The following is a 21,219-nucleotide window of genomic DNA, read 5'->3' as shown; positions in this document are numbered from 1 at the left end:
TTGGATTATTATGGTTCGGATGAAGCGATTTAACTGCCTTGCACGCCCTCTCGTACTAGCCGCACTGGCGGCGATCGCCCTGGCGGCGCGGGCCGAAAGCCCCGCGGACAACACCCCTGCGCCGCCGCCCGTCAACTCGGCGATGGACGCAAATCTGTTTTACCAGCTTCTGCTGGCAGATATCAAGGTCGAAGAGGGCGAGCCCGGTGCCGGGTACTCCCTGATCCTCGACGCTGCGCGCAAAACCAACGATGCGGCGCTGTACCAGCGCGCCGTGGACATTGCCCTGCAGGCCCGTTCCGGCGAGTCGGCGCTACAGGCGGCCCGCGCCTGGAAACAGGCCCAGCCCCAGTCGCGCCAGGCTAACCGGCTGGTGCTGCAGATCCTGGTTGCGCTGAACCGCATCGACGACAGCACGGCGCCGCTCAAGGCCGAGATTGCGATGGCCACCCCGGACAAGCGCAACGCTGCCATATCGGCCATTCCACGCATCTACGCGCGCGCGTCCGACAAAAAATTGGCGGCCAGCGTGGTGGAAAAGGCGTTGGCCAACGAGCTGGCCCAGCCGGCAACGGGCGCCGCGGCCTGGACGACGGTTGGCAGCATGCGGCTTGCGGCCGACGACACGGCGGGCGCCCTGGATGCGGCACGCCGCGGGCAGGCCCTGGACCCGCGGTCTGAAGGCCCCGCCCTGCTGGCCCTTGAGATGATGGGCTCCAAAGTGCCGCCGGCCGAGCCCATCGTGCGCAAATATCTCGACGAGGGCACCCCCGCGCCCGAGGTGCGCATGGCCTACGTGCGCGTGCTGCTCGATGCCCAGCGCTACCCTGAGGCCGGCCAGCAGCTGCAGATCCTGACCACCTCGCAGCCCGATTTTGCACAAGCCTGGCTGGTCCAGGGCGCACTGCAGGAACAGAACAAGCAGAGCAGCGCCGCCGAAGCCTCCCTGAAACATTACGTGGATTTGATCAAGGCACAAAAACAGGGCGAAGAACGCGACCGCGGCCTGCTACCGGCCTACCTGTCCCTGTCGCAGATTGCCGAGAAGCGCAGCGACTACCCGACGGCTCAGGCCTGGCTCGACCGGATTGACAATTCACAGGACCTGGTCAGCGTGCAAAGCCAGCGCGCATCGATTCTGGCCAGGCAGGGCAAACTCGACGATGGGCTCGCGCTGATCCGCAGCATCCCCGAGCGCACGCCCGACGACGCCAGAGCGAAACTCATGGCCGAGGTGCAATTGCTGCGCGACAACAAGAAGTACCAGGCCGCCTACGATTTGCTCGGGACCGCCTCGGCGCAGGCCCCCCAGGACGCCGACCTGCTCTATGACCAGGCCATGCTGGCGGAAAAGCTGAACCATCCGGCCGATATGGAACGGCTGCTGCGCCAGCTCATCGCCCTCAAACCGGACGACGCTCAGGCCTACAACGCCCTGGGTTATTCGCTGGCCGATCGCGGCGAGCGCCTGCCCGAGGCCAAGCAGCTGATTCAAAAGGCGCTGGAATACGCACCCAGCGACCCCTTCATCATCGACAGCCTGGGCTGGGTCGAATTTCGCATGGGCAACAAGGAGGAGGCCGCACGCCTTCTGGAGGGCGCCTACAAGACCAAGCCCGATACCGAAATTGCGGCCCATCTGGGTGAAGTCCTGTGGAGCCTGGGGCAGCGCGAGCGCGCCCTTTCCGTCTGGAAGGAGGGGCAGCTGGCCGATACCAACAACGAAACCCTGCAGGCCACGCTCAAGCGCCTGCGCGTGAAACTGTGAGATGGCGCCCCCAGCCAGGTCGATGGCTGCTTGTGGTTGCTCTATTTTTTATAGCTGGATGCGAAAGCCCGATAAGGGCTACAGACCAAAACAATCAAAATAACTCATTCTGGAGTGGCCGCCTCGCACTCAGGGTCGACGCCGATCAGGCGCAGTCCTTCTCGGCGGGTTTCGAACTCCAGGGCAACGCCCAGACCGGCGAACTGGCACTGTACAACCCGCTGGGCAGCACGCTGGCGGTGCTGGCTTGGGCGCCGGGCTCCGCCACCTTGCGCTCGAACGACCAGACCCGCAATTTCGGTTCGCTCGATGAACTGGTCCGCCATGCGATCGGCACGGCCATTCCCGTGGCAGCGCTGTTCGACTGGCTGCAAGGCGTGAACACGCCCGTGCCGGGCTGGCAGGCTGACCTGTCGCAACTCGCCGGCGGGCGGCTGGTGGCGCGGCGCTCGGCACCCACACCCGCGGCCGAACTGCGGCTGGCGCTGGAAAAATAAGCGCCCCGGGATAATCACGCCATGAAGGCGCTGTATGACGTTCCGGCCCCGGCCAAACTCAATCTTTTTCTGCACATCACGGGGCGGCGGGCGGACGGCTACCACCTGCTGCAATCGGCTTTCATGCTGGTGGACTGGTGCGACGCGCTGCACTTCGAATTGCGATCCGACGGACACATCAGCCGCGAAGACCTGGGCCCCGCCCTGCCCTTGGATGATCTGACGCTGCGCGCGGCGCGGGCGCTGCAAGCCCTGGCGGCCCCGCACCTGGGCGTGCACATGGGCGTAGACAAACGGATACCTGCCCAGGCCGGCATGGGCGGCGGCTCTTCCGACGCAGCTTCCTGCCTTTTGGCCCTGAACCGCTTATGGAATCTTCACCTCCCGCTATCAAAGCTGGAGCATATTGGCCTGCAACTGGGTGCCGATGTGCCGTTTTTTTTGCGCGGGCACAACGCCTGGGTGCAGGGAATCGGCGAGAAAATAACGCCGCTTGAGGGTGAATTCCAGCTGCCGGCGGCCCGGTTTGTGGTGGTTAAACCGCAGGCCGGACTGGAAACGCGCCTGATTTTCGCAGCGCACGACCTCAAACGCGACACCGGAACTGCTATAATTTCAGGCTTTGCTGCGGACCCCTTTGGCTTTGGCCAAAACGACTTGCAGCCGGTTGCCCAAAGGCTCTGCCCTGATGTAACGCAAGCGCTCGAATGGCTTGCGGTGCAAGGATTGCAGGGGCGGATGACAGGCTCAGGCAGTGCGGTGTTTGCGCGAATGCGGCATGAAACGGACCCGGCGCGATGGGCGCTTGCGCCAGCGGGCTGGAATGTGCGGGCATGCAGCAATTTGGCTGTTCATCCTCTGGTGGGATGGGCAACCAGCGACGATTGATGGTGGGTGGCTGACGTTCTCAAGACGGCAGCCATCGACCCGTGTAGGGGAGTCGCCAAGTTGGTTAAGGCACTGGATTTTGATTCCAGCATGCGAAGGTTCGAATCCTTCCTCCCCTGCCAAATACGTTAGACGTACAGGCACAAAACTTAGATCGCTGGGACGCTCATGCAGGTTCATCACCCTGATTTCATGATTTTCACGGGCAACGCCAATCCTGGCCTGGCCGCCGAGATCGCGCAGCACCTTGGCATCAAGGTCGGTGCGGCCAGCGTAGGCCGCTTCTCCGACGGCGAAGTCAACGTGGAAATCAACCAGAACGTGCGCGCCCGCGACGTTTTCGTGGTGCAGTCCACCTGTGCGCCGACCAACGAGAACCTGATGGAGCTGCTGATCATCGTGGATGCGCTCAAGCGTGCATCGGCCGAGCGCATCAGCACGGTGATTCCGTATTTTGGCTACGCCCGGCAGGATCGGCGCCCGCGTTCGGCACGCGTGCCGATCAGCGCCAAGGTGGTGGCCAACATGCTGCAGGCTGTGGGCGTGGCCCGCGTGCTGACCATGGATTTGCACGCCGACCAGATTCAGGGGTTCTTCGACATCCCGGTCGACAACATTTATGCGTCGCCCGTGCTGCTGGGTGATTTGCGCCGGCAAAACTATGAGGACCTGATCGTGGTCTCGCCCGATGTTGGCGGCGTGGTTCGCGCCCGGGCGCTGGCCAAGCAGCTGGGTTGCGACATGGCGATCATCGACAAGCGCCGGCCCAAGGCCAACGTGAGCGAAGTCATGCACGTGATCGGCGAGATCGACGGCCGCAATTGCGTGGTCATGGACGACATGATCGACACGGCCGGCACCCTGGTGAAGGCGGCCGAAGTATTGAAGGAGCGCGGTGCCAAAAAGGTCTATGCCTATTGCACCCATCCGATTTTTTCCGGCCCGGCGATCGAGCGCATCACCAACAGCCCGGGGCTGGACGAAGTGGTGGTCACCGACACGATTCCGCTGAGCATTGCGGCCAGCAATTGCAAAAAAATCCGCCAGTTGTCCGTGGCACCGCTGATCGCCGAGACGATCCAGCGCATTGCCAAGGGCGATTCGGTCATGAGTTTGTTCTCGGATCAGGAAACCCTTTTCTGATCGGGGCAAAAAGCAGGTCTGCAATCTGCAGACCCTTTTCAACCGGAGTCACACTGGTCGCGGTGGACTCTTACAGGAGTGAGTTATGAAATTCGTCGCCTTCGAGCGCGCCAAGCAGGGTACGGGTGCGAGCCGCCGTCTCCGCATTACCGGCAAGACGCCCGGCATTGTTTACGGTGGCAGCGGTGAGCCGCAAATGATCGAACTCGATCACAACGCGCTGTGGCATGCCATCAAAAAAGAGGCCTTCCATTCCACCGTGCTGGACATGGAACTGAATGGCCAGACCAGCAAGGTGCTGCTGCGCAACGTGCAAATGCACCCGTTCAAGCAACTCGTGCTGCATATCGATTTCCAGCGTGTGGATGCCAACACCAAGCTGCACATGAAGGTGCCGCTGCACTTCACCGGCGCCGAGGAATCGCAGGCCGTCAAGCTCGAAAATTGCGTGCTCAACCACGTGATCTCCGAACTCGAAGTCTCCTGCCTGCCGGGCGACCTGCCCGAGTTCATTGGCGTGGACCTGAGCGGCCTGAAAAAGGGCCTGTCGCTGCACGTCAATGACATCACCCTGCCCAAGGGCGTGACGGTTGTGACCCATGGCAAGGAAAACCCTGTCGTGGTGTCCGTGGTCATGGTTGCGGGTGCCGAAGAGGCTGCCCCGGAAGAAGCCGCTGCCCCCGCAGCGACCGCGGATGCCGCTGCGGCCCCTGCTGCCGCGAAGGCTCCGGCTGCGGCCGCGAAAGCGCCGGCCGCCAAGAAATAAGGCCTGCGGCTTCGCCCCAAACGGCCCACTTCGGTGGGCCGTTTGTTTTGCGGCTCTACCTTCATAATGGCGCTTCATGATCAAACTGTTTGTCGGCCTTGGCAACCCGGGGCCCGAATACGAGGCCACGCGGCACAACGCCGGGTTCTGGTGGATCGATGCACTGGCGCGCGAACTCAAGGTCTCGCTTGCCCCTGAGAAGAGCTGCCACGCGCTGCTCGCGCGAACCACGCTGCATGGCCAGCCGCTGTGGCTCATGAAGCCGCAAACCTTCATGAACCTGTCCGGCAAGTCTGTCGCAGCGCTGGCGCGTTTCTTCAAGATCCAGCCCGGCGAAATCCTGGTGGTGCACGACGAACTGGATCTGGTGCCCGGTCAGGTCAAGCTGAAACTGGGCGGCAGCCACGCGGGGCACAACGGCCTGCGCGATATCCATGCGCAACTGGGCTCGGCCGACTACTGGCGCCTGCGCCTGGGTATCGGACACCCTGGCGTCAAAGCAGAGGTCATCAACTGGGTTCTAAAAAAACCCTCGCCGGAACAGCGCATCGCCATCGAGGACTGCATCACCCGCACCCTGAAGGCGGTACCGCACCTGGTCGCGGGCGAAATGGAAAAGGCGACCCTGATCGTGCACACCAGCAAGCCGCCACGCCCAAAACCGCCACGACCCGAGAATTGACGGGAATAGTGGTCAGCGGGTCGGTGAATCGGCCGGCACCAGCCCCTGCAGGCGCTGGTATTTTTGCCACAAGGTCTCGCGGCTCTCGACATGCCGGGGGTCGAGCGGGATGCACGCCACCGGGCACACCTGGACACACTGGGGTTCGTCAAAATGGCCCACGCATTCGGTGCAGCGGGTCGGATCGATCTCGTAGATCTCCAGCCCCAGATGAATGGCTTCATTGGGGCATTCCGGCTCGCACACGTCGCAGTTGATGCATTCGTCGGTAATGATTAGCGCCATGACGCTATTATCGGTTCCCGACAACAGCCCCTTGAATCCCCCCACTGCCCTCATGCAGACCTGATGCCCAACCTCCCTTCATGAGTCTCTTTCTCATCAAGCGCTTCATCACGCTGATCGTCACATTGCTGGGGGCGTCCATCGTGGTTTTCGGGGTGCTGGAAATTCTGCCGGGCAACGCCGCCCAAATGCTGATGGGCCCTGATGCGGCGCCCGAGGCCGTGCAGGCGCTGGCCATCAAGCTGGGACTGAATCACCCGGCGCTGGAACGCTACTGGCACTGGATCAGTGGACTGCTGGTGGGCGACCTCGGCCAAAGCTATGCCTACAGCACACCCGTGCTGGACCTGATCCGCGAGCGCCTCGCGCTCACCGTGCCGCTGGCGCTGCTGGCGATGGCGTTCACCACCGTGCTCGCGCTGCTGGTCGGCGTGACTGCCGCGGCGCGCCACAACAAGCTCGGCGACGTCGGCCTGATGAGTCTGACCCAGGTCGGCATTGCGATCCCGAATTTCTGGTTCGCGATCCTGTTGATCCTGCTGTTCTCGGTCAAGCTGCAATGGTTCTCCGCCGGCGGCTTCGACGGTTGGGGCGATGGCGTCTTCCAGGGCCTCAAGTCGCTCTTGCTGCCGGCGCTGTCGCTCGCCGTGGTGCAGGCCGCGATCCTGGCGCGCTTCACGCGCTCAGCGGTGCTCGAGGTGATGCGCGAGGACTTCGTGCGCACGGCGCGCGCCAAGGGCGTGTCGCAGCGTGCGGTGCTGTGGACCCACGTGCTGCGCAACGCGCTGATCCCGGTGGTCACGGTGATGGGCATGCAGTTCTCCGAACTGCTGGCCGGCACCATCGTGGTGGAGAACGTGTTCTACCTGCCCGGCCTGGGGCGCCTGATCTTCCAGGCCATCGGCAACCGCGACCTGATCGTGGTGCGCGACTGCGTGATGCTGCTGGCCGCGATGGTGGTCATCGTGAATTTTGTCGTCGATATCCTGTACGCTGTGATCGACCCGCGCGTCAAGGCGTCCGACCTATGAGCGCCGTCCCGAGCGCAGTGGCTTTGAGAATTCCGGGGTTCTGGCGCCGCGCGCTGCGGCACCGCAGCTTCGCGATCGGCGCCGTGCTGACGCTGCTGCTGCTGCTGGCCGCCACGCTGTCGCTGCTGTGGACGCCGTGGTCGCCCTACGACGTGGACATGGCCGCCAAGCTCCAGCCGCCATCCCCCGCCCATTGGCTCGGCACCGACACCTATGGCCGCGACGTGGTCTCGCTGCTGCTGGTCGGCGCACGCGCGTCCATCCTGGTGGGCGTAATCGCGGTCGGCATCGGCCTCACGGCCGGCACGGCGCTCGGCCTGCTCGCCGCCGCGCGGCGCGGCTGGGTCGAGGAAGCCATCATGCGGTTCACCGACTTCTCGATGGCCTTTCCCGCGATCCTGTCGGCCATCATGCTGACGGCGGTGTTCGGCGCCGGCATCGTCAACGCCATCGTCGCAATCGGCATCTACAACATCCCGACCTTCGCGCGCATCACGCGCGCCTCGGCCAACGCGATCTGGTCGCGCGAGTACGTGACGGCCGCGCGCGCCTGCGGCAAGGGCCCGTTCGCGATCACGATGCAGCATGTGCTGCCGAATATCTCGGCGGTGCTGATCGTGCAGATCACGATCCGCTTCGCGATCGCGATCCTGGCCGAGGCCGCCCTGTCCTACCTCGGTCTGGGCACGCAGCCACCGCAGCCTTCGTGGGGCCGCATGCTCAGCGAGGCCCAGACCATGATGTTCCAGGCGCCGCTGCTGGCGGTGTGGCCCGGCATGGCGATCGCGCTGGCGGTGCTGGGTCTCAACCTCCTCGGTGATGGCCTGCGCGACCTGCTGGATCCGCGCCTCGCACGGGCAAGGTGAGCGATATGCCTCTTCTCGAAGTCAACGACCTCCACGTCCAGCTGAAAACGCAGCGCGGCCCGGCGGAGGCCGTGCGTGGCATCGGCTTCACGCTGGAGCGAGGCGAGACCATGGGCATCGTGGGCGAGTCCGGCTGCGGCAAGTCGATCACGGTACAGTCGCTCATGGGCCTGCTGCCGCCCTCCGCGAAGGTCACGGGCAGCATCCGCTTCGACGGCACCGAGCTCGTGGGCCTGCCCGAGCCCGCCATGTGCGAGATCCGCGGCAACCGCATCGGCATGATCTTCCAGGAGCCGATGACGGCGCTGAACCCGGTGCACACCATTGCGCGCCAGGTCGGGGAGCCGCTGCGGCTGCATCGCGGCCTCACGGGCGCCGCAGCACGCCGGCAGGTGCTGGCGCTGCTCGAGCGCGTCGGCCTGCCCGACGCGGCGTCGCGCCTGGACGCCTACCCGCACCAGTTTTCGGGCGGCCAGCGCCAGCGCATCGGCATCGCGATGGCGCTGGCCTGCGGGCCCGACCTGTTGATCGCCGACGAACCCACCACCGCGCTCGACGTCACGATCCAAAAAGCCATCCTCGACCTGATTCGCGATCTGGTCGCGGAACGTGGCATGGCGTTGATCCTGATCTCGCACGACCTCGGCGTGATCGCGCAAAGCGTGTCGAAGATGCTGGTGATGTACGGCGGCAGCGTGGTCGAGAGCGGGCCGACGGCGGCCGTGTTTGCGGAGCAGGCCCATCCCTACACCCGGGGCCTGTTCGCCGCGCGGCCCGCGCTCGATGCGCCGCGCGGTGTGCGGCTCGCCACGATCCGGGGCAGCGTGCCCGAGCTGGTCGACCTGCCACCAGGCTGCCCGTTCGCGGGCCGGTGCAGCTTTACCGCAGACGCCTGCTACAGCACGCGCCCACCGGCCACCGTGCTGGCGCCGGGGCACGAAGTACGCTGCATCCGCCTTGAAGAGATCGCTGCCGGGGAAGTGCCCGCATGAACGCCAATACTATCAATACTATAGCTTCCAGTGCAGATGCAGTAAGGGCTACAGGCCGATTTGATTCAAATTCTCAGGACGTGCCGCTGCTCGAGGTGCGGGATCTCGTGCGCCACTATGCGTTGCCGCGCGAGAAGCTGTTCTCGCCGCCGGCGCAGGTGCGGGCGCTGAACGGCGTGAGCTTCAGCGTGCAGCCGGGCTGCAGCCTGGGCATTGTCGGCGAGTCGGGCTCGGGCAAGTCGACCATCGCGCGGCTCGTGATGGCGCTCGATGTGCCGACGTCCGGCAGCGTGCGGCTGCTCGGGCGTGACCTGCAGGCGCTCGGCAGGGCCGAACTGCGCGCGGCGCGGCGCGACGTGCAGATGGTGTTCCAGGATCCTTACGGTTCCCTCGACCCGCGCCAGAGCGTGGCGCGCATCGTGGCCGAGCCGCTCGAGGCGCTGGACGAAACCACCCGTACCGAGCAGCGCAAGCGCGCCGGCGAATCGCTCGCGGCCGTGGGCCTGCGCGCCAGCGACATGGACAAGTACCCGCACGAATTCTCGGGCGGCCAGCGCCAGCGCATCGCGATCGCGCGCGCGCTGATCACGCGGCCCAAACTGATCGTGGCCGACGAGCCGGTGAGCGCGCTCGACGTCTCGGTGCAGGCCCAGGTGCTGAACCTGATGCAGGACCTGCAGCAGCAGTTCGGCATCAGCTACCTGCTGATCAGCCACGACCTCGCGGTGGTGAACCACCTGTGCGACGAGGTCTGCGTGCTGCACCGCGGCGTGATCGTCGAGCGCGGCACGCCGCAGCAGCTGTTTGCCCATGCCGAGCATCCCTACACGCAGGCCCTGCTGGCGGCCGTGCCGCGCGCCGAACCGGCCGCCGCTCCCACATGACAGGGGCTTGCCCTCATGCGCGCCCCTTGCGCGTGATGTATGGTTATGTATCTCGTCCCGCTTTTCCAAGCATTTTCCTGGAGCCTTGAGCATGTTGAAACGCCGTACCCTTTTGACCACCGCCGCACTTGCCACCGTGCCGCTCGCGCTGCCGCACGCAGCGCTGGCGCAGGGCCGCAAGGATTCCATCGTGATCGGCATGTCGCTCGAACCGCCGGGGCTGGATCCGACCGCCGGCGCGGCTTCGGCGATTGCCGAGATCGTGCAATACAACATCCTGGAGACGCTGACCAAGATCAACGCCGACGGCAGCGTCACGCCGCTGCTGGCGGAGAGCTGGGAAGTCTCGCCCGACCTCAAGACCTACACCTTCAAGCTGCGCCGCGGCGTGAAATTCCAGAACGGCGAGCCGTTCAACGCCCAGAGCGTCAAGTTCTCGTTCGACCGCGCCGGCGGCGACAAGAGCACGAACAAGGACAAGCGCACCTTCGCGAACCTGAGCACTCGCCCGGTCGATGACTACACTGTGGTCCTGCTCAACAAGGAGATCGATCCCGACCTGCCGTTCCTGCTCGGCCAGGCGACCGCCGTGATCGTCGAGCCCAAGAGCGCCGACACCAATGCGACCCAGCCGGTCGGCACCGGCCCCTACAAGCTGGACAGCTGGGCCAAGGGCTCGTCGCTCACCCTCGTCAAGTGGGACGGGTTCCGCAACCCCGGTCAGGCCAAACTCAAGAAGGTCACGTTCCGCTTCATCTCCGACGTGGCCGCGCAGGCCGCGGCGCTACTGGCGGGCGACGTCGACGCGTTTCCGCGCATCGGCACGCGCGTGGTGCCGCAGTTCAAGAGCAACCCGCAGTTCCAGGTGCTCATCGGCGGCTCGCGCGCCAAGACCATCCTGGCCATCAACAACAAGCACAAGCCGCTGGACGATGTGCGCGTGCGCCGCGCGATCCTCGCCGCGATCGACCGCAAGGCCGTGATCGAGGGCGCGGCCGACGGCTTCGGCGTGCCGATCGGCAGCCATTATGTGCCCGGCGCGGCCGGCTACGTGGACACGACCGGCATCAACCCGTTCGACCCCGGGAAGGCCAAAAAACTGCTGGCCGAGGCGGGCGTCAAGCTGCCGCTCGAACTCACGATGACCTTGCCGCCGCCGCCCTACGCGCGCCAGGGCGGCGAGGTGATCGTGGCCGAGCTCGCCAAGGTGGGCATCACGGTCAAGGTGCAGAACGTCGAATGGGCGCAGTGGCTGAGTACCACCTATGGCGGCCCCCACAACTACGACCTGACCATCGTCTCGCACGTCGAACCCTTCGACCTGGGCAACTACACCAAGCCCGACTACTACTGGGGCTACCAGTCGAAGGCCTTCGACACGCTTTACGACAAGATCAAGACCACCGCGAATACCGCCGAGCGCAACAAACTGCTGGGCGATGCGCAGAAGATGCTGGCCGTGGATGCGGCCAACGGCTTCCTCTACCAGCCGCAGTTCCCCACCATCGCCAAAAAGGGCGTGAAGGGCTTGTGGAAAGACATGCCGATTTTCGTGAACGACGTCTCGGCGCTGAGCTGGTCGTGAACGCGCCGCGCCGGGCCGCCCCAAGCGAGCGAGCCCCCTTCGGGGGCAGCGAGGACACGAAGTGCCGAGCGTGGGGGCTGACATGACGGCGTTGTACGACCTGTCGGCACGGGAGCTTGGCCGCGCGTACCGCGAACGCAGCCTGTCCCCGGTCGACGTCGTGCAGGCGGTGCTGGCGCACATCGCGCGCTGGGAGCCGCACCTGCAAGCCACTTACCTGCTGCGGCCCGATGCGGCGCTGGAGCAGGCGCGGGCCTCGCAGGCCCGCTGGCAGCGGGGCGAGGCACGCGGGCCGCTCGACGGTGTGCCGGTCACGATCAAGGAAAACATCGCCACGCGCGGCGACCCGATACCGTCCGGCACCGCGGCGGTCGAACTCCGGGCCGCGGCGGCCGATGCGCCGCCGGCGGCGCGCCTGCGCGAAGCCGGCGCGGTGATCGTGAGCAAGACCACCATGCCCGACTACGGCATGCTCTCCTCGGGCCTGTCGAGCTTTCATACGCTGGCGCGCAACCCCTGGGATCTGACGCGCACGCCGGGTGGCTCCAGCGCGGGTGCCGGCGCCGCGGCCGCGGCCGGCTACGGGCCGCTGCACATCGGCACCGACATCGGCGGCTCGCTGCGCCTGCCGGCCGCCTGGTGCGGCATCTTCACCCTCAAGCCCAGCCTGGGCCGCATCCCGATCGACCCGCCCTACATGGGCCGCGCGGCGGGGCCGATGACGCGCACCGTGCTGGACGCCGCGCTGATGATGCAGGCTCTGGCACAACCCGACGCGCGCGACAGCATGAGCCTGCCGGCCCAGGACATCGCATGGTCGTCTGCCGATGTGGCAGTGGACCGGTTGCGCGGCGTGCGCATCGGCCTGCTGCTGGACGCCGGCTGCGGCCTCGCGGTCGAGCCCGAAATCCGGGCCGCGGTGACGCAGGCGGCGCGCCTGTTCGAGCAGGCCGGCGCCATCGTGGCGCCGATGCGGCCCTTCATGTCGCAGGCCATGCTCGATGGCATGGACCACCTGTGGCGCATGCGCTCGCTGACCGACCTGAACGCGCTGCCCCCCGCGCAGCGCGCCAGGGTGCTGCCCTACATCCGGCAATGGGCCGAGAGCGCCGCGGCTTTTAGCGGCGAACACGTGTTCCGCGCCTTCAGCCAGTTCCATGCGACGCGCGCCGCAACCGTAGCCGCCTGCGCAAAGTACGACTACGTGATCTCGCCCGTGTCGCCCAACATGCCGGCGCCCGCCGAAGACCCCTCGCCCACCAACGACCCGCTGCGCCCGCTCGAGCACATCGGCTTCACGGTACCGTTCAACATGTCGGAGCAGCCCGCCGCGTCGATCAACTGCGGCTACAGCGAGGGTGGCCTGCCGATCGGCCTGCAGATCGCCGGGCAGCGTTTTGATGACCTCGGAGTGCTGCAGATTGCGCGCGCCTTCGAGCTGATCCGGGGGCCGCAACGGGCCTGGCCCGAACCGCCCCCAGTCTGAGAGAAGGTCAGGTTGATCCGGCCTGGGCCAGTTTGGCCTGGTCGTACACGGGCTGCGCCGGCATATCGGCCAGGTGCTGCGTGTCGGCCCAGCTGATGACGTCGATCGCGTCGCCTTCCATGCGCACGCGGTTCAGCCCGCCGTTGGGGATTTCGCTCTGGCGCGGTCCGGCGAGCGGCAAGGCGCGCGCCGTGCGGTAAATCATGTCCAGCACACCGCCATGCGTCACCACCACCAGGGTCTGCTGGCCGTGCGCGGCCACCAGCTGGCGTATGGCGTTCATCACGCGCGCATGAAACTGGCGCGTGCTCTCGCCGCCCGGAATCGCGTAGTCCGCCTGAAATTGCACCCACTGTGCCCAGACATCGGGGTGCTGCGCGCGGATGTCGTCCACCCGCATCCCCTCCACCATGCCGAAACTCTGCTCGCGCAGGCCGCTGTTCGCTAGGCTGTGCAAGTCCAGCTGCAGCTCGGTCGGCAACGCGGTTTGCCGGGCGCGCTGCAGGTCGCTGCAGATCAGGTGATGCACGGACTCACTCGCCAGGCGCAGCGCCAGCCGGCGCGCCTGCTCGTGCCCCACGGCGTTCAGCGGCGCATCCAGCTGCCCCTGAAACCGCAGCTCGCGATTCCAGTCGGTCTCGCCATGACGGATCAGAATCAGTTCGGTCGTCAAGCGGTGGCATCCTCGTCGCGTTTGACGATCATCACCGGCACCTTGGCGGCATGCAGCACGGCCTGCGACACCGAGCCCAGCAGCGCGCTGCGCAAGCTGCCCTTGCCATGGGAGCCCATCAGTACCATGTTGCAGCCGAACCGCTCGACGATATCGATGATGGTATGTCCGGGATCCCCCGAGGCGACCTCGCATTCATAGACCACGCCCGCCTGCTTGAGCAGCGCCTGGGCACCTTCCAGCAAATACACGCCGGCGCCTTCGCTCACGCTCTCGAGCACCTGCGGATCGGGCGCCATCACCATCTCGTACAGCGACATGGGGTCCTGCACGTTGGCCAGCACCACGTCGGCCTGAAGGCCTTGTCTAATCAGCTCGATCGCAAAACGCACCGCCTTGAGCGAGACTTCGGATCCATCCACGGGCAGCAAAATTTTCATTCATCGTTCTCCAGTTTCAAGTGTAGGACCAGGCGCATACGACCGTCTGCACGCAACGCCGCGGGTCGATGTGCTCAATCACTCGCCGGGAGCGCTGCGCACCTTGTTCATCAGGCGCTCCAGCACCATGGACGAGACAAATTTGTTCACCTCGCCACCGAGCGAGGCAATCTCGCGCACGAAGGTGCTGGAAATAAACTGATACTTGTCGCTGGGCGTGAGAAACACCGTTTCCACATCGGGCATCAGGCTGCGGTTCATGCCGGCGAGCTGGAATTCGTAGTCGAAATCGGTCACGGCGCGCAGGCCGCGCACCATGGCCTTGGCGCCCCGCGCCACCACGAAATCGCGCAGCAGGCCGGAAAAGCTCTCCACGCTCACCTGCGGGTAAATCTTGACGGCCTCGCGCACCATCTCGATGCGCTCGTCCAGGCTGAACAGGGCCTTCTTGTGATGCCCCGCCGCCACGGCCACGATCACGCGATCGAACAGCTGGGTGGCCCGGCGCACCACATCTTCGTGGCCCAGCGTCATGGGATCAAAGGTGCCGGGATAAACGGCAGTCACGTTCAGGGCCATGGTGTGCTTCTCCTCGCCCGATTATGCAGTGCCGGCGACGGCGCGAGCCGCGCGGCGCGCCTTAAACCGCGCCGGCCAGGGGCTTGAGCAGGTGTGCATGAACCGCGCCGGCCTTCAGGTGGCGATGCACGGCCAGGCCAAAACCCGCCAGCAACCCGTCGCTCCAGGCCGAGGGGGCTTCGAGGTAGACGTAGCCGCCGCTCGCCACGGCGCGGCCCGCGGCCTGCAGGGCGGCCTCGAACAGGCCCGCGTCAAAAGGCGGATCGAGAAACACCACATCCATGCTGGCGGGAGCCAGTTGCCTGAGCGCCGTGATGCCGTCGCCGCGCTCGATCTGCGTGGCGCTGGCCTGCAGTTTGATCTGGATGGCCTTGAGTTGCGCCACCAGCGCGCCGTCCTGCTCCAGCAGGCGCACCTGCGCCGCGCCGCGCGATGCGGCCTCGAAGCCCAGGGCCCCGGTGCCGGCAAAGACATCGATGCAGCGCCAGCCGCTCAGGTCCTGCCCGAGCCAGTTGAACAGCGTCTCGCGCACGCGATCGGGCGTGGGGCGCAGGCCGGGCTTGTCGGCCACCGGCAACCGGGTGCGTTTCCACTGGCCGCCGATCAGGCGCACTTCGCCGGCAGGGGCCTTTTTCATCGCAGGGCCGCCCCAAGATGAAAAGCGGCCCCCTCCGGGGGCAGCGACCCGCGCAGCGGTGGAGCGTGGGGGTCATTTTTCACTTCGTCTCCCCCACCACCACGGTCACCATCCGCTCGGGCTGCAGCTTGCGCGCAAAGGCCGCCTTGATGTCGGCCACCGTCACCTTTTGCACCTGCTGGGTCCAGGTGTCCAGGTAGTCCAGCGGCAGCTTGTTCCAGGCGATGTTCGCGATGTTGCCCAGCAGCTTGCGGTTGCTGTCGATGCGCAGCGCAAAGCCGCCGATCAGGTTGTCTTTGGCGGCCTTGAGCTCGGCCTCGGTCGGACCATCGGCGACGAACTTCGCCACCACGCTGCGCGCCACCTGCACGGCCTCGCCGGCCTGATCCGGCCGGGTTTGCAGCCCCACCATGAAAGCCCCCGCGTGCAGGCCCGGCGCAAAGTAGCTGTACACGCTGTAGCTCAAGGCCCGCTTTTGCCGCACCTCGCTGGACAGGCGCGACACGAAACCGCCGCCGCCCAGGATGTAGTTGCCTACCGTGAGCGCGAAATAATCCGGGTCGTCGCGCTTGAAGCCCGGCTGGCCGATCAGCACCTGGGCCTGGGCCGCATCAAACGGGATGCGGATGTCTTGCGCCTTGGCCAGTGGCTGCACTTCGGGAATCGTGGGCAGCGGCGCGCACGAGGTCGTGGCCGGCAGGCGCGAGAGCAGGGTCGTTACCAGCGCATCGGCCTGCGCCCGCGTGACGGCGCCGACCAGGCTCACCTTGGCGCGGCAGGGCACGATCAGGCTGGCGTACAGCGTCTTCATGTCGGCCACGCTGATACGCGCCAGCGACGCCTGCGTCGTCTCGTAGCCGTAGGGGTGAATGCCGTACACGGCGGCCGCAAAGGCGCGGCCTGCAACGGTGCCGGGCCGGGTCAGCGCCTCCTTGAGCGAGGCGTCGAGGCGCTGGCGGTTGCGCTGCCACACGTCGTCCGGGAAGGCCGGCTCGCCGAGCTGGCGCGCCGCAAGCTGCACCGCGCGGCCCAGCAGATCGGGATAGGTCAGCGAGCGCAGCGAAAAACTCATGCGGTCATTGCCGGCGCTGCCGTCAAACCCCGCCCCCAGGTCGGCCCAGGCGTCGCTCAGCGCGTTCTCGTCCAATGCGGGATCAGTGCCGCGGGCCAGCACGCCGGCGGAAGTCATGTCGGCCGTCACGCTGGCCAGCCCGGCCTTGTCCAACGGGTCGCGCCGGCCACCCGCGTCGAAATCGATCTGCACATCGAGCATCGGAATGCCCGGGCTTTGCGCCAGGTAGACCTGCGCCCCGCTGGGTTGCGTCCAGTGCTCGATGGGAATGCCCGCCAGCGCGGAATTTGAGAAAAACAGGGCCGTAGCCCCCGCCAGCAGTGCGCCGGTAGCTATTTTTTTAAGAGCAATCATGATGGCGCCCGATCGTCGCGCATCCCCGGCAGGGGCGTGCGCGGCTTGCGGTTCTTGTCCAGCGGCTGCGGCCGCAGCACCGCCACCGTGAGCTGGTCATCGCCAAAGTATTTGCCGGCCACCGCCTTCACCTGCTCGGCCGTGACAGCGCGCAGCCGCGCGATGATGCGCTCGTCGGCATCCAGCGGCAGGCCCTGCACCCAGTTGCTGCCCAGCTCCCGGGCCTGGCTCATCACCGAATCGCGCTTGTACACCTGGCTGGCCACCCATTGGGTCTTGACGCGGTTCAGTTCCGCCTCGCTGACCCCCTCGCGCGCCACCTTGGCGACCTGTTCGCGCAGGGCCGCCTCGACCTGCTCCGCGCTCTTGCCCTGTGCCGGCACGCCGTCGAGCATGAAGAGCTGCGGGCCCCGCCCCGCAAAGCCGTTCGAGGCGCCCGCGCTGTCGGCCACCCGATCCGGCCCCTGCGTCAGCGCGCGCTCCAGCCGCGCGCCGCTGTAGCCGTCCAGCACCGCCGCCAGCACGCTCAACGCAAACGCGTCGCTGCTGCCATCCAGCGATTGCAGGGCCGGCACCTTGAACGCCAGCGCCACATAGGCCTGCTCGGCCGGCGCCTTGAAGTCGATGCGGCGCAGCCCGACCTGCTCGGGCTCCAGGCGCGGCTTGCGCACCGGCACGGGCCGGGCCGCAATGCCGCCGTAGTATTTTTCGGCCAGCCGCCTGACCTGCGCCACATCCACATCGCCCGCCACCACCACGGCCGCATTGGCCGGGACATACCAGCGGTGGTAGAAATGGCGCACGTCGTCCGGCGTCATGGCATCGAGGTCGCTCATCCAGCCGACCACCGGACGGTGGTACGGCGCCGCCTCGAAAACTGCGGCATTCAGCGCTTCATACAGGCGCGCGCGCGGCGAATCTTCGGTGCGCATGCGGCGTTCTTCCTTCACCACCTCGATCTCTTTTTTGAATTCTTCGTCGGGCCACTGGTTGTGCGCGAAACGGTCGGCCGCCAGCTTCATCACCTCTTCCAGCCGGCTGGCAGGGATCTGCTGGTAAAAACCGGTGTAGTCCGTGGTGGTGAAGGCGTTTTCCTGCCCACCCAGCGCGGCCACACGGCGCGAGAACTCGCCGGGCTTCACGCTGGGCGTGCCCTTGAACATCATGTGCTCCAGCGCATGGGCCACGCCCGAGGTGCCGTCGACCTCGTCCATGGAGCCCACGCGCACGTACAGCATCTGTACCGCCGTGGGCGCGCGCCGGTCGGGCTTGACGATCAGCGTGAGGCCGTTGGCCAGCGTGAACTGTTGCACCGTGGCGGGCGCCGCCGGTTGCTGCAGAAGTGCGGAGAGCGGCGCCGGCGAAGGCCCCGTTTGGGCGCCGGCGGCAAAGCCAGCCAGCAGGCAAAGTAGGGGCAGGAGGCGTTTCATAGAATGCTGTGATTCTAAGAACCCCGCAATGTTCAGCTTTTTCAAGAAAAAACCTCCTGCCCCTCCCGTGGCTGCGCCGCTGCCCGCACCGGCGCCGACGAGCCCTGCTGCTGCGCCCAGCCCCGCGGTGCCGGGCCGCGCCGCGCCGGGCTCGCTGATCGGCAGCGCGCTGGTCACGCCGATCGGCATCCCGGTGCCCGAAGCAGTGCCGCCCGAGCGCGCCAAATGGCTCGACAAACTCAAGGCCGGCCTGCGCAAGACCGGCTCCAGCATCTCCACGGTGTTCACCGGCGCGCAGATCGACGAGGCGCTCTATGAAGACCTGGAGGCCGCGCTGCTGATGGCCGACACCGGCGTGCAGGCCACGCAGTACCTGCTCGGCGAGGTCAAGCGCCGCGTCAAGGAGGGCGGCGTGACGCACCCCGTGGCCGTCAAGAACATCCTGATCGAGGCGCTGACCCAGTTACTCAAGCCGCTGGAAAAACCGCTGGTCATCGGCGAGCACAAGCCCACCGTGATCATGGTCGCCGGCGTCAATGGCGCGGGCAAGACCACCTCCATCGGCAAACTGACCAAGCATCTGTCCAGCGCCGGGGCCTCCGTGCTGCTGGCCGCGGCCGACACCTTTCGCGCCGCCGCGCGCGAGCAGCTCGGCGTGTGGGCCGACCGCAATACGGTGGAGATCATCAGCCAGGACGGCGGCGACCCGGCCGCGGTGAGCTTCGACGCGGTGAGCGCGGGCAAGGCGCGCGGGCGCGACGTGGTGCTGGTGGACACGGCAGGCCGCCTGCCGACCCAGCTGCATCTGATGCAGGAGCTGCGCAAGATCAAGCGCGTGGTGCAAAAGGCCGACCCGACCGCGCCGCACGAAGTGCTGCTGGTGATTGACGGCAACACCGGCCAGAACGCGCTGACCCAGGTGAAAGCCTTCGACGACGCGCTGCAGCTGACCGGCCTGATCGTCACCAAGCTGGACGGCACCGCCAAGGGCGGCGTGCTGGCCGCGATCGCGCAGGAGCGGCCCGTGCCGGTGTATTTCATCGGCGTCGGCGAACAGCTCGACGATCTGGAGACCTTCAACGCGCGCGAGTTTGCGCAGGCGCTGCTGGCATGACCGGCAATGAACCACCACGCTTATCCACCAAACCCTTTGATCACGACACACCCATGACCACCTTGCTGCCCCGCATTGAACTTGAGAGCGCCCCGCACCCCCGCGCTGCCGTCATCTGGCTGCACGGCCTGGGCGCCGACGGCAACGACTTTGCCGCCATCGTGCCCGAGCTGGAACTGAGCGGCTGCCCGCCGATCCGCTTTGTCTTTCCGCATGCACCGAGCATGCCGGTCACGCTCAACGGCGGCTATGTGATGCCCGCCTGGTACGACATCCTGGGCACCGACCTGGCCAAGCGCGAAGACGCGGCGGGCATCCAGCACTCGGCGCGCGCCATCGAGGCGCTGATTGCGCACGAGGTAGAACGCGGCATCGCGCCCGGCGCCATCGTGCTGGCGGGTTTTTCGCAGGGCTGCGCGATGGCGCTGCAGGTCGGGCTGCGCCATGGCGCGCGGCTGGCCGGCCTCATGGCGCTGTCGGGCTACCTGCCGCTGGCCGGCACGCTGGCCGCCGAGCGCAGCGCGGCCAATGCCGACACGCCGATCTTCATGGCGCATGGCCTGGCCGACCCGGTCGTGCCGATCGCGCGCGCGCAGGCCTCACGCCAGGCCCTGCTGGACCTGGGCTATGCGGTGCAGTGGCACAGCTACCCGATGCCGCACAGCGTGCACCCGCAGGAGATTGCCGACATCAGCCAGTTTTTGCGCTCCGTGCTGGGAGCCGCCGCCTGATGGTGCTGGGGATCGACTTCGGCACCTCCAACTCGGCGGCGGCCATCGTCCAGACCGGCGGCCGCGTGTGCCCGATTCCGCTGGACGGTGCCAGCGCCTCGATGCCGACCGCGCTGTTCTTCTCCAGCGAAGACGGTCACGGCGACCCGGTGGCCTACGGCAACGCCGCGCTGCAGGCCTACCTGCAGGGCACGCAGGGGCGACTCATGCGTTCCATCAAAAGCCTGCTCGGCAGCAGCCTGATGGACGAACAGACGCTGGTGAACGGCCAGGCCACCAGCCTGTTCGACATCGTGGTGCTGTTCTTCAGGGAACTCAAGGCCCGCTCCGAAGCCTTCCTGGGCCATCCGGTGCGCGCCGCCATGCTCGGGCGTCCGGTGCACTTTGTCGACGGCGACGACACGCGCGACGCACTGGCCCAGACCACGCTGGAGCGAGCAGCGCGGGCCGCGGGATTCGAGGCGATTCGGTTCCAGCTCGAGCCGATTGCCGCCGCCTTCGATTTCGAGCGCCGCGTGGCCACGGACACGACCGTGCTGGTGGTGGACATTGGCGGGGGCACCTCCGACTTCACTGTTCTGCGCGTGGGGCCGCAGCGGCTGTCCCGCACCGACCGCGCGCAGGACATCCTGGCCACCACGGGAACGCACATCGGTGGCACCGATTTCGACTACCTGCTGAACCTGCGCCATGTGATGCCGCTGCTCGGCCTGGGCCACGTAGGGCCGAACGGCCGCGAGGTGCCCTCCTCCGTCTTTTTCAACCTGTCGACCTGGCACCTGATCCACCCGCTGTACAGCCGCAAAAGCCTGCACGCGGCGCGCGAACTGAAGAGTGCGTTTGCCGACCCCGCGCTGCACAGCCGGCTCATGCGCGTGCTGAACCACCACGAGGGCCACCGGATTCTGTCGCATGTGGAAGCGGCCAAAATCGCCTGCTCCAGCCTGAACGCGCCGGCTGAAATCGACCTGGCCTGCATCGAGCGCGGCTTGGCTGCGCTGCTGTCGCCGGCGGGCCTGAGTCAGGTGTTGCAGCAGCAGGTGGCGCAGATCGTCCACTGCGCGCAGGAATGCGTGACGGCCTCCGGCGTGCGCGAGGTGAACGCGGTGTACCTGACCGGCGGCTCGTCGGCGCTGGCCCCGCTGGGCGCAGCGCTGCAGGCGGCGTTCTCCAGCGCGTCCATCGTGCGCGGCGACCGGTTTGGCAGCGTGGCCGCGGGCCTGGCGACCAGCGGCTGGGTGTCGCGCAAGGAATTTACTTAGCTACAAACTTGATAGCATCTAGTCGGCCGCCATTGGCACCGGCGCGCAAGCCTG

General features: G+C 66.6%; 22 protein-coding genes and 1 tRNA gene. 16 read left to right on the top strand and 7 right to left on the bottom strand.

The genetic code is table 11. From position 1 onward, the window contains the following. The first annotated feature begins 10 nt into the window (after positions 1-10). The 7 genes from B0E49_RS02765 (at position 11) to pth (ending at position 5,744) form a co-directional block, all read left to right on the top strand. Entirely contained in the window at positions 11-1,768 is a 1,758-nt protein-coding gene (locus B0E49_RS02765; RefSeq protein WP_144264399.1) for a tetratricopeptide repeat protein, read from the top strand. A 32-nt stretch (positions 1,769-1,800) separates the two neighbouring features. Next, a complete protein-coding gene (locus B0E49_RS02760) occupies positions 1,801-2,265 on the top strand; it encodes an outer membrane lipoprotein LolB (protein WP_286137752.1) in 465 nt (154 codons plus the stop codon). 21 nt (positions 2,266-2,286) lie between these two features. Next, positions 2,287-3,153 carry a 4-(cytidine 5'-diphospho)-2-C-methyl-D-erythritol kinase gene (ispE, locus tag B0E49_RS02755; RefSeq protein WP_077560426.1) on the top strand — a complete coding sequence of 289 codons (867 nt, stop codon included), beginning with the start codon at positions 2,287-2,289 and terminating at the stop codon, positions 3,151-3,153. 45 nt (positions 3,154-3,198) lie between these two features. Next, positions 3,199-3,275, top strand: a tRNA-Gln gene (locus B0E49_RS02750). A gap of 46 nt (positions 3,276-3,321) precedes the next feature. Beyond that, complete coding sequence (locus B0E49_RS02745) at positions 3,322-4,296, top strand: ribose-phosphate pyrophosphokinase (RefSeq protein WP_077560425.1); 975 nt, start codon at positions 3,322-3,324, stop codon at positions 4,294-4,296. Between the two features lie 85 nt (positions 4,297-4,381). Beyond that, entirely contained in the window at positions 4,382-5,062 is a 681-nt protein-coding gene (locus B0E49_RS02740) for a 50S ribosomal protein L25/general stress protein Ctc (RefSeq protein ID WP_077560424.1), read from the top strand. Between the two features lie 76 nt (positions 5,063-5,138). Then, entirely contained in the window at positions 5,139-5,744 is a 606-nt protein-coding gene (gene pth / locus B0E49_RS02735) for an aminoacyl-tRNA hydrolase (protein ID WP_077560423.1), read from the top strand. A 12-nt stretch (positions 5,745-5,756) separates the two neighbouring features. Here pth and B0E49_RS02730 read toward each other — a convergent pair whose 3' ends face one another. Then, a complete protein-coding gene (locus B0E49_RS02730; protein ID WP_077560422.1) occupies positions 5,757-6,029 on the bottom strand; it encodes a YfhL family 4Fe-4S dicluster ferredoxin in 273 nt (90 codons plus the stop codon). 80 nt (positions 6,030-6,109) lie between these two features. Between B0E49_RS02730 and B0E49_RS02725 the strand changes: the two genes are divergently transcribed. The 6 genes from B0E49_RS02725 to B0E49_RS02700 all read left to right on the top strand — a co-directional run bounded on the left by B0E49_RS02725 (position 6,110) and on the right by B0E49_RS02700 (position 12,873). Further along, entirely contained in the window at positions 6,110-7,060 is a 951-nt protein-coding gene (locus B0E49_RS02725) for an ABC transporter permease (protein ID WP_077560421.1), read from the top strand. Further along, the gene (locus B0E49_RS02720; RefSeq protein ID WP_077560420.1) at positions 7,057-7,926 is read left to right on the top strand and encodes an ABC transporter permease; all 870 of its coding nucleotides are present in this window, start codon (positions 7,057-7,059) and stop codon (positions 7,924-7,926) included. Before B0E49_RS02725 ends, B0E49_RS02720 begins: the two co-directional genes overlap by 4 nt. Positions 7,927-7,931: 5 nt before the next feature. Next, positions 7,932-8,918: an ABC transporter ATP-binding protein gene (locus B0E49_RS02715; protein WP_077560419.1), complete on the top strand. Its 987-nt coding sequence runs from the start codon at positions 7,932-7,934 to the stop codon at positions 8,916-8,918. Continuing rightward, positions 8,915-9,802 (top strand): ATP-binding cassette domain-containing protein, encoded by an 888-nt coding sequence (locus B0E49_RS02710; protein WP_077560418.1) that lies wholly within the window; start codon positions 8,915-8,917, stop codon positions 9,800-9,802. The genes B0E49_RS02715 and B0E49_RS02710 overlap by 4 nt, the downstream gene beginning before the upstream one ends. A gap of 91 nt (positions 9,803-9,893) precedes the next feature. After that, positions 9,894-11,387 (top strand): ABC transporter substrate-binding protein, encoded by a 1,494-nt coding sequence (locus tag B0E49_RS02705; protein WP_077560417.1) that lies wholly within the window; start codon positions 9,894-9,896, stop codon positions 11,385-11,387. A gap of 82 nt (positions 11,388-11,469) precedes the next feature. Next, positions 11,470-12,873 carry an amidase gene (locus B0E49_RS02700; RefSeq protein WP_077560416.1) on the top strand — a complete coding sequence of 468 codons (1,404 nt, stop codon included), beginning with the start codon at positions 11,470-11,472 and terminating at the stop codon, positions 12,871-12,873. Between the two features lie 7 nt (positions 12,874-12,880). Here the strand turns inward: B0E49_RS02700 and B0E49_RS02695 are convergent, their stop codons facing one another. From B0E49_RS02695 to B0E49_RS02670, 6 genes are all read right to left on the bottom strand, one after another. Further along, the gene (locus B0E49_RS02695) at positions 12,881-13,546 is read right to left on the bottom strand and encodes a histidine phosphatase family protein (protein ID WP_077560415.1); all 666 of its coding nucleotides are present in this window, start codon (positions 13,544-13,546) and stop codon (positions 12,881-12,883) included. Continuing rightward, complete coding sequence (locus B0E49_RS02690) at positions 13,543-13,986, bottom strand: universal stress protein (RefSeq protein WP_077560414.1); 444 nt, start codon at positions 13,984-13,986, stop codon at positions 13,543-13,545. The genes B0E49_RS02695 and B0E49_RS02690 overlap by 4 nt, the downstream gene beginning before the upstream one ends. Before the next feature lie 78 nt (positions 13,987-14,064). Next, on the bottom strand, positions 14,065-14,565 hold the full coding sequence (gene coaD, locus B0E49_RS02685) for a pantetheine-phosphate adenylyltransferase (RefSeq protein WP_077560413.1): 501 nt from the start codon (positions 14,563-14,565) through the stop codon (positions 14,065-14,067). Between the two features lie 61 nt (positions 14,566-14,626). Continuing rightward, positions 14,627-15,202: a 16S rRNA (guanine(966)-N(2))-methyltransferase RsmD gene (rsmD, locus tag B0E49_RS02680; RefSeq protein ID WP_077560412.1), complete on the bottom strand. Its 576-nt coding sequence runs from the start codon at positions 15,200-15,202 to the stop codon at positions 14,627-14,629. Positions 15,203-15,281: 79 nt separating this feature from the next. After that, on the bottom strand, positions 15,282-16,628 hold the full coding sequence (locus B0E49_RS02675; protein WP_077560411.1) for a M16 family metallopeptidase: 1,347 nt from the start codon (positions 16,626-16,628) through the stop codon (positions 15,282-15,284). Then, on the bottom strand, positions 16,625-18,058 hold the full coding sequence (locus tag B0E49_RS02670) for a M16 family metallopeptidase (RefSeq protein ID WP_077560410.1): 1,434 nt from the start codon (positions 18,056-18,058) through the stop codon (positions 16,625-16,627). The genes B0E49_RS02675 and B0E49_RS02670 overlap by 4 nt, the downstream gene beginning before the upstream one ends. 28 nt (positions 18,059-18,086) lie before the next feature. Here B0E49_RS02670 and ftsY point away from each other — a divergent pair, with 28 nt between their 5' ends. From ftsY to B0E49_RS02655, 3 genes are read left to right on the top strand one after another with little or no spacing between them, the layout of a single operon-like run. After that, complete coding sequence (gene ftsY / locus B0E49_RS02665; RefSeq protein ID WP_077560409.1) at positions 18,087-19,172, top strand: signal recognition particle-docking protein FtsY; 1,086 nt, start codon at positions 18,087-18,089, stop codon at positions 19,170-19,172. 53 nt (positions 19,173-19,225) lie between these two features. Beyond that, the gene (locus B0E49_RS02660; protein WP_077560608.1) at positions 19,226-19,903 is read left to right on the top strand and encodes an alpha/beta hydrolase; all 678 of its coding nucleotides are present in this window, start codon (positions 19,226-19,228) and stop codon (positions 19,901-19,903) included. Next, positions 19,903-21,165 (top strand): Hsp70 family protein, encoded by a 1,263-nt coding sequence (locus B0E49_RS02655; protein ID WP_077560408.1) that lies wholly within the window; start codon positions 19,903-19,905, stop codon positions 21,163-21,165. The genes B0E49_RS02660 and B0E49_RS02655 overlap by 1 nt, the downstream gene beginning before the upstream one ends. The last annotated feature ends 54 nt before the right edge of the window (positions 21,166-21,219 follow it).

The sequence above is a fragment of the Polaromonas sp. C04 genome (assembly GCF_002002705.1).
Taxonomy (GTDB): domain Bacteria; phylum Pseudomonadota; class Gammaproteobacteria; order Burkholderiales; family Burkholderiaceae_C; genus Rhodoferax_A.
This window is presented reverse-complemented; position numbering and strand designations above follow the sequence as displayed.

Bases quoted from the DNA above. Each gene is read 5' to 3' on its own strand.
- B0E49_RS02765 (WP_144264399.1), top strand. From the start codon at position 11: ATGGTTCGGATGAAGCGATTTAACTGCCTTGCACGCCCTCTCGTACTA.
- ispE (WP_077560426.1), top strand. From the start codon at position 2,287: ATGAAGGCGCTGTATGACGTTCCGGCCCCGGCCAAACTCAATCTTTTT.
- B0E49_RS02745 (WP_077560425.1), top strand. From the start codon at position 3,322: ATGCAGGTTCATCACCCTGATTTCATGATTTTCACGGGCAACGCCAAT.
- B0E49_RS02740 (WP_077560424.1), top strand. From the start codon at position 4,382: ATGAAATTCGTCGCCTTCGAGCGCGCCAAGCAGGGTACGGGTGCGAGC.
- pth (WP_077560423.1), top strand. From the start codon at position 5,139: ATGATCAAACTGTTTGTCGGCCTTGGCAACCCGGGGCCCGAATACGAG.
- B0E49_RS02730 (WP_077560422.1), bottom strand. From the start codon at position 6,029: ATGGCGCTAATCATTACCGACGAATGCATCAACTGCGACGTGTGCGAG.
- B0E49_RS02725 (WP_077560421.1), top strand. From the start codon at position 6,110: ATGAGTCTCTTTCTCATCAAGCGCTTCATCACGCTGATCGTCACATTG.
- B0E49_RS02720 (WP_077560420.1), top strand. From the start codon at position 7,057: ATGAGCGCCGTCCCGAGCGCAGTGGCTTTGAGAATTCCGGGGTTCTGG.
- B0E49_RS02715 (WP_077560419.1), top strand. From the start codon at position 7,932: ATGCCTCTTCTCGAAGTCAACGACCTCCACGTCCAGCTGAAAACGCAG.
- B0E49_RS02710 (WP_077560418.1), top strand. From the start codon at position 8,915: ATGAACGCCAATACTATCAATACTATAGCTTCCAGTGCAGATGCAGTA.
- B0E49_RS02705 (WP_077560417.1), top strand. From the start codon at position 9,894: ATGTTGAAACGCCGTACCCTTTTGACCACCGCCGCACTTGCCACCGTG.
- B0E49_RS02700 (WP_077560416.1), top strand. From the start codon at position 11,470: ATGACGGCGTTGTACGACCTGTCGGCACGGGAGCTTGGCCGCGCGTAC.
- B0E49_RS02690 (WP_077560414.1), bottom strand. From the start codon at position 13,986: ATGAAAATTTTGCTGCCCGTGGATGGATCCGAAGTCTCGCTCAAGGCG.
- coaD (WP_077560413.1), bottom strand. From the start codon at position 14,565: ATGGCCCTGAACGTGACTGCCGTTTATCCCGGCACCTTTGATCCCATG.
- rsmD (WP_077560412.1), bottom strand. From the start codon at position 15,202: ATGAAAAAGGCCCCTGCCGGCGAAGTGCGCCTGATCGGCGGCCAGTGG.
- B0E49_RS02675 (WP_077560411.1), bottom strand. From the start codon at position 16,628: ATGATTGCTCTTAAAAAAATAGCTACCGGCGCACTGCTGGCGGGGGCT.
- B0E49_RS02670 (WP_077560410.1), bottom strand. From the start codon at position 18,058: ATGAAACGCCTCCTGCCCCTACTTTGCCTGCTGGCTGGCTTTGCCGCC.
- ftsY (WP_077560409.1), top strand. From the start codon at position 18,087: ATGTTCAGCTTTTTCAAGAAAAAACCTCCTGCCCCTCCCGTGGCTGCG.
- B0E49_RS02660 (WP_077560608.1), top strand. From the start codon at position 19,226: ATGACCACCTTGCTGCCCCGCATTGAACTTGAGAGCGCCCCGCACCCC.
- B0E49_RS02655 (WP_077560408.1), top strand. From the start codon at position 19,903: ATGGTGCTGGGGATCGACTTCGGCACCTCCAACTCGGCGGCGGCCATC.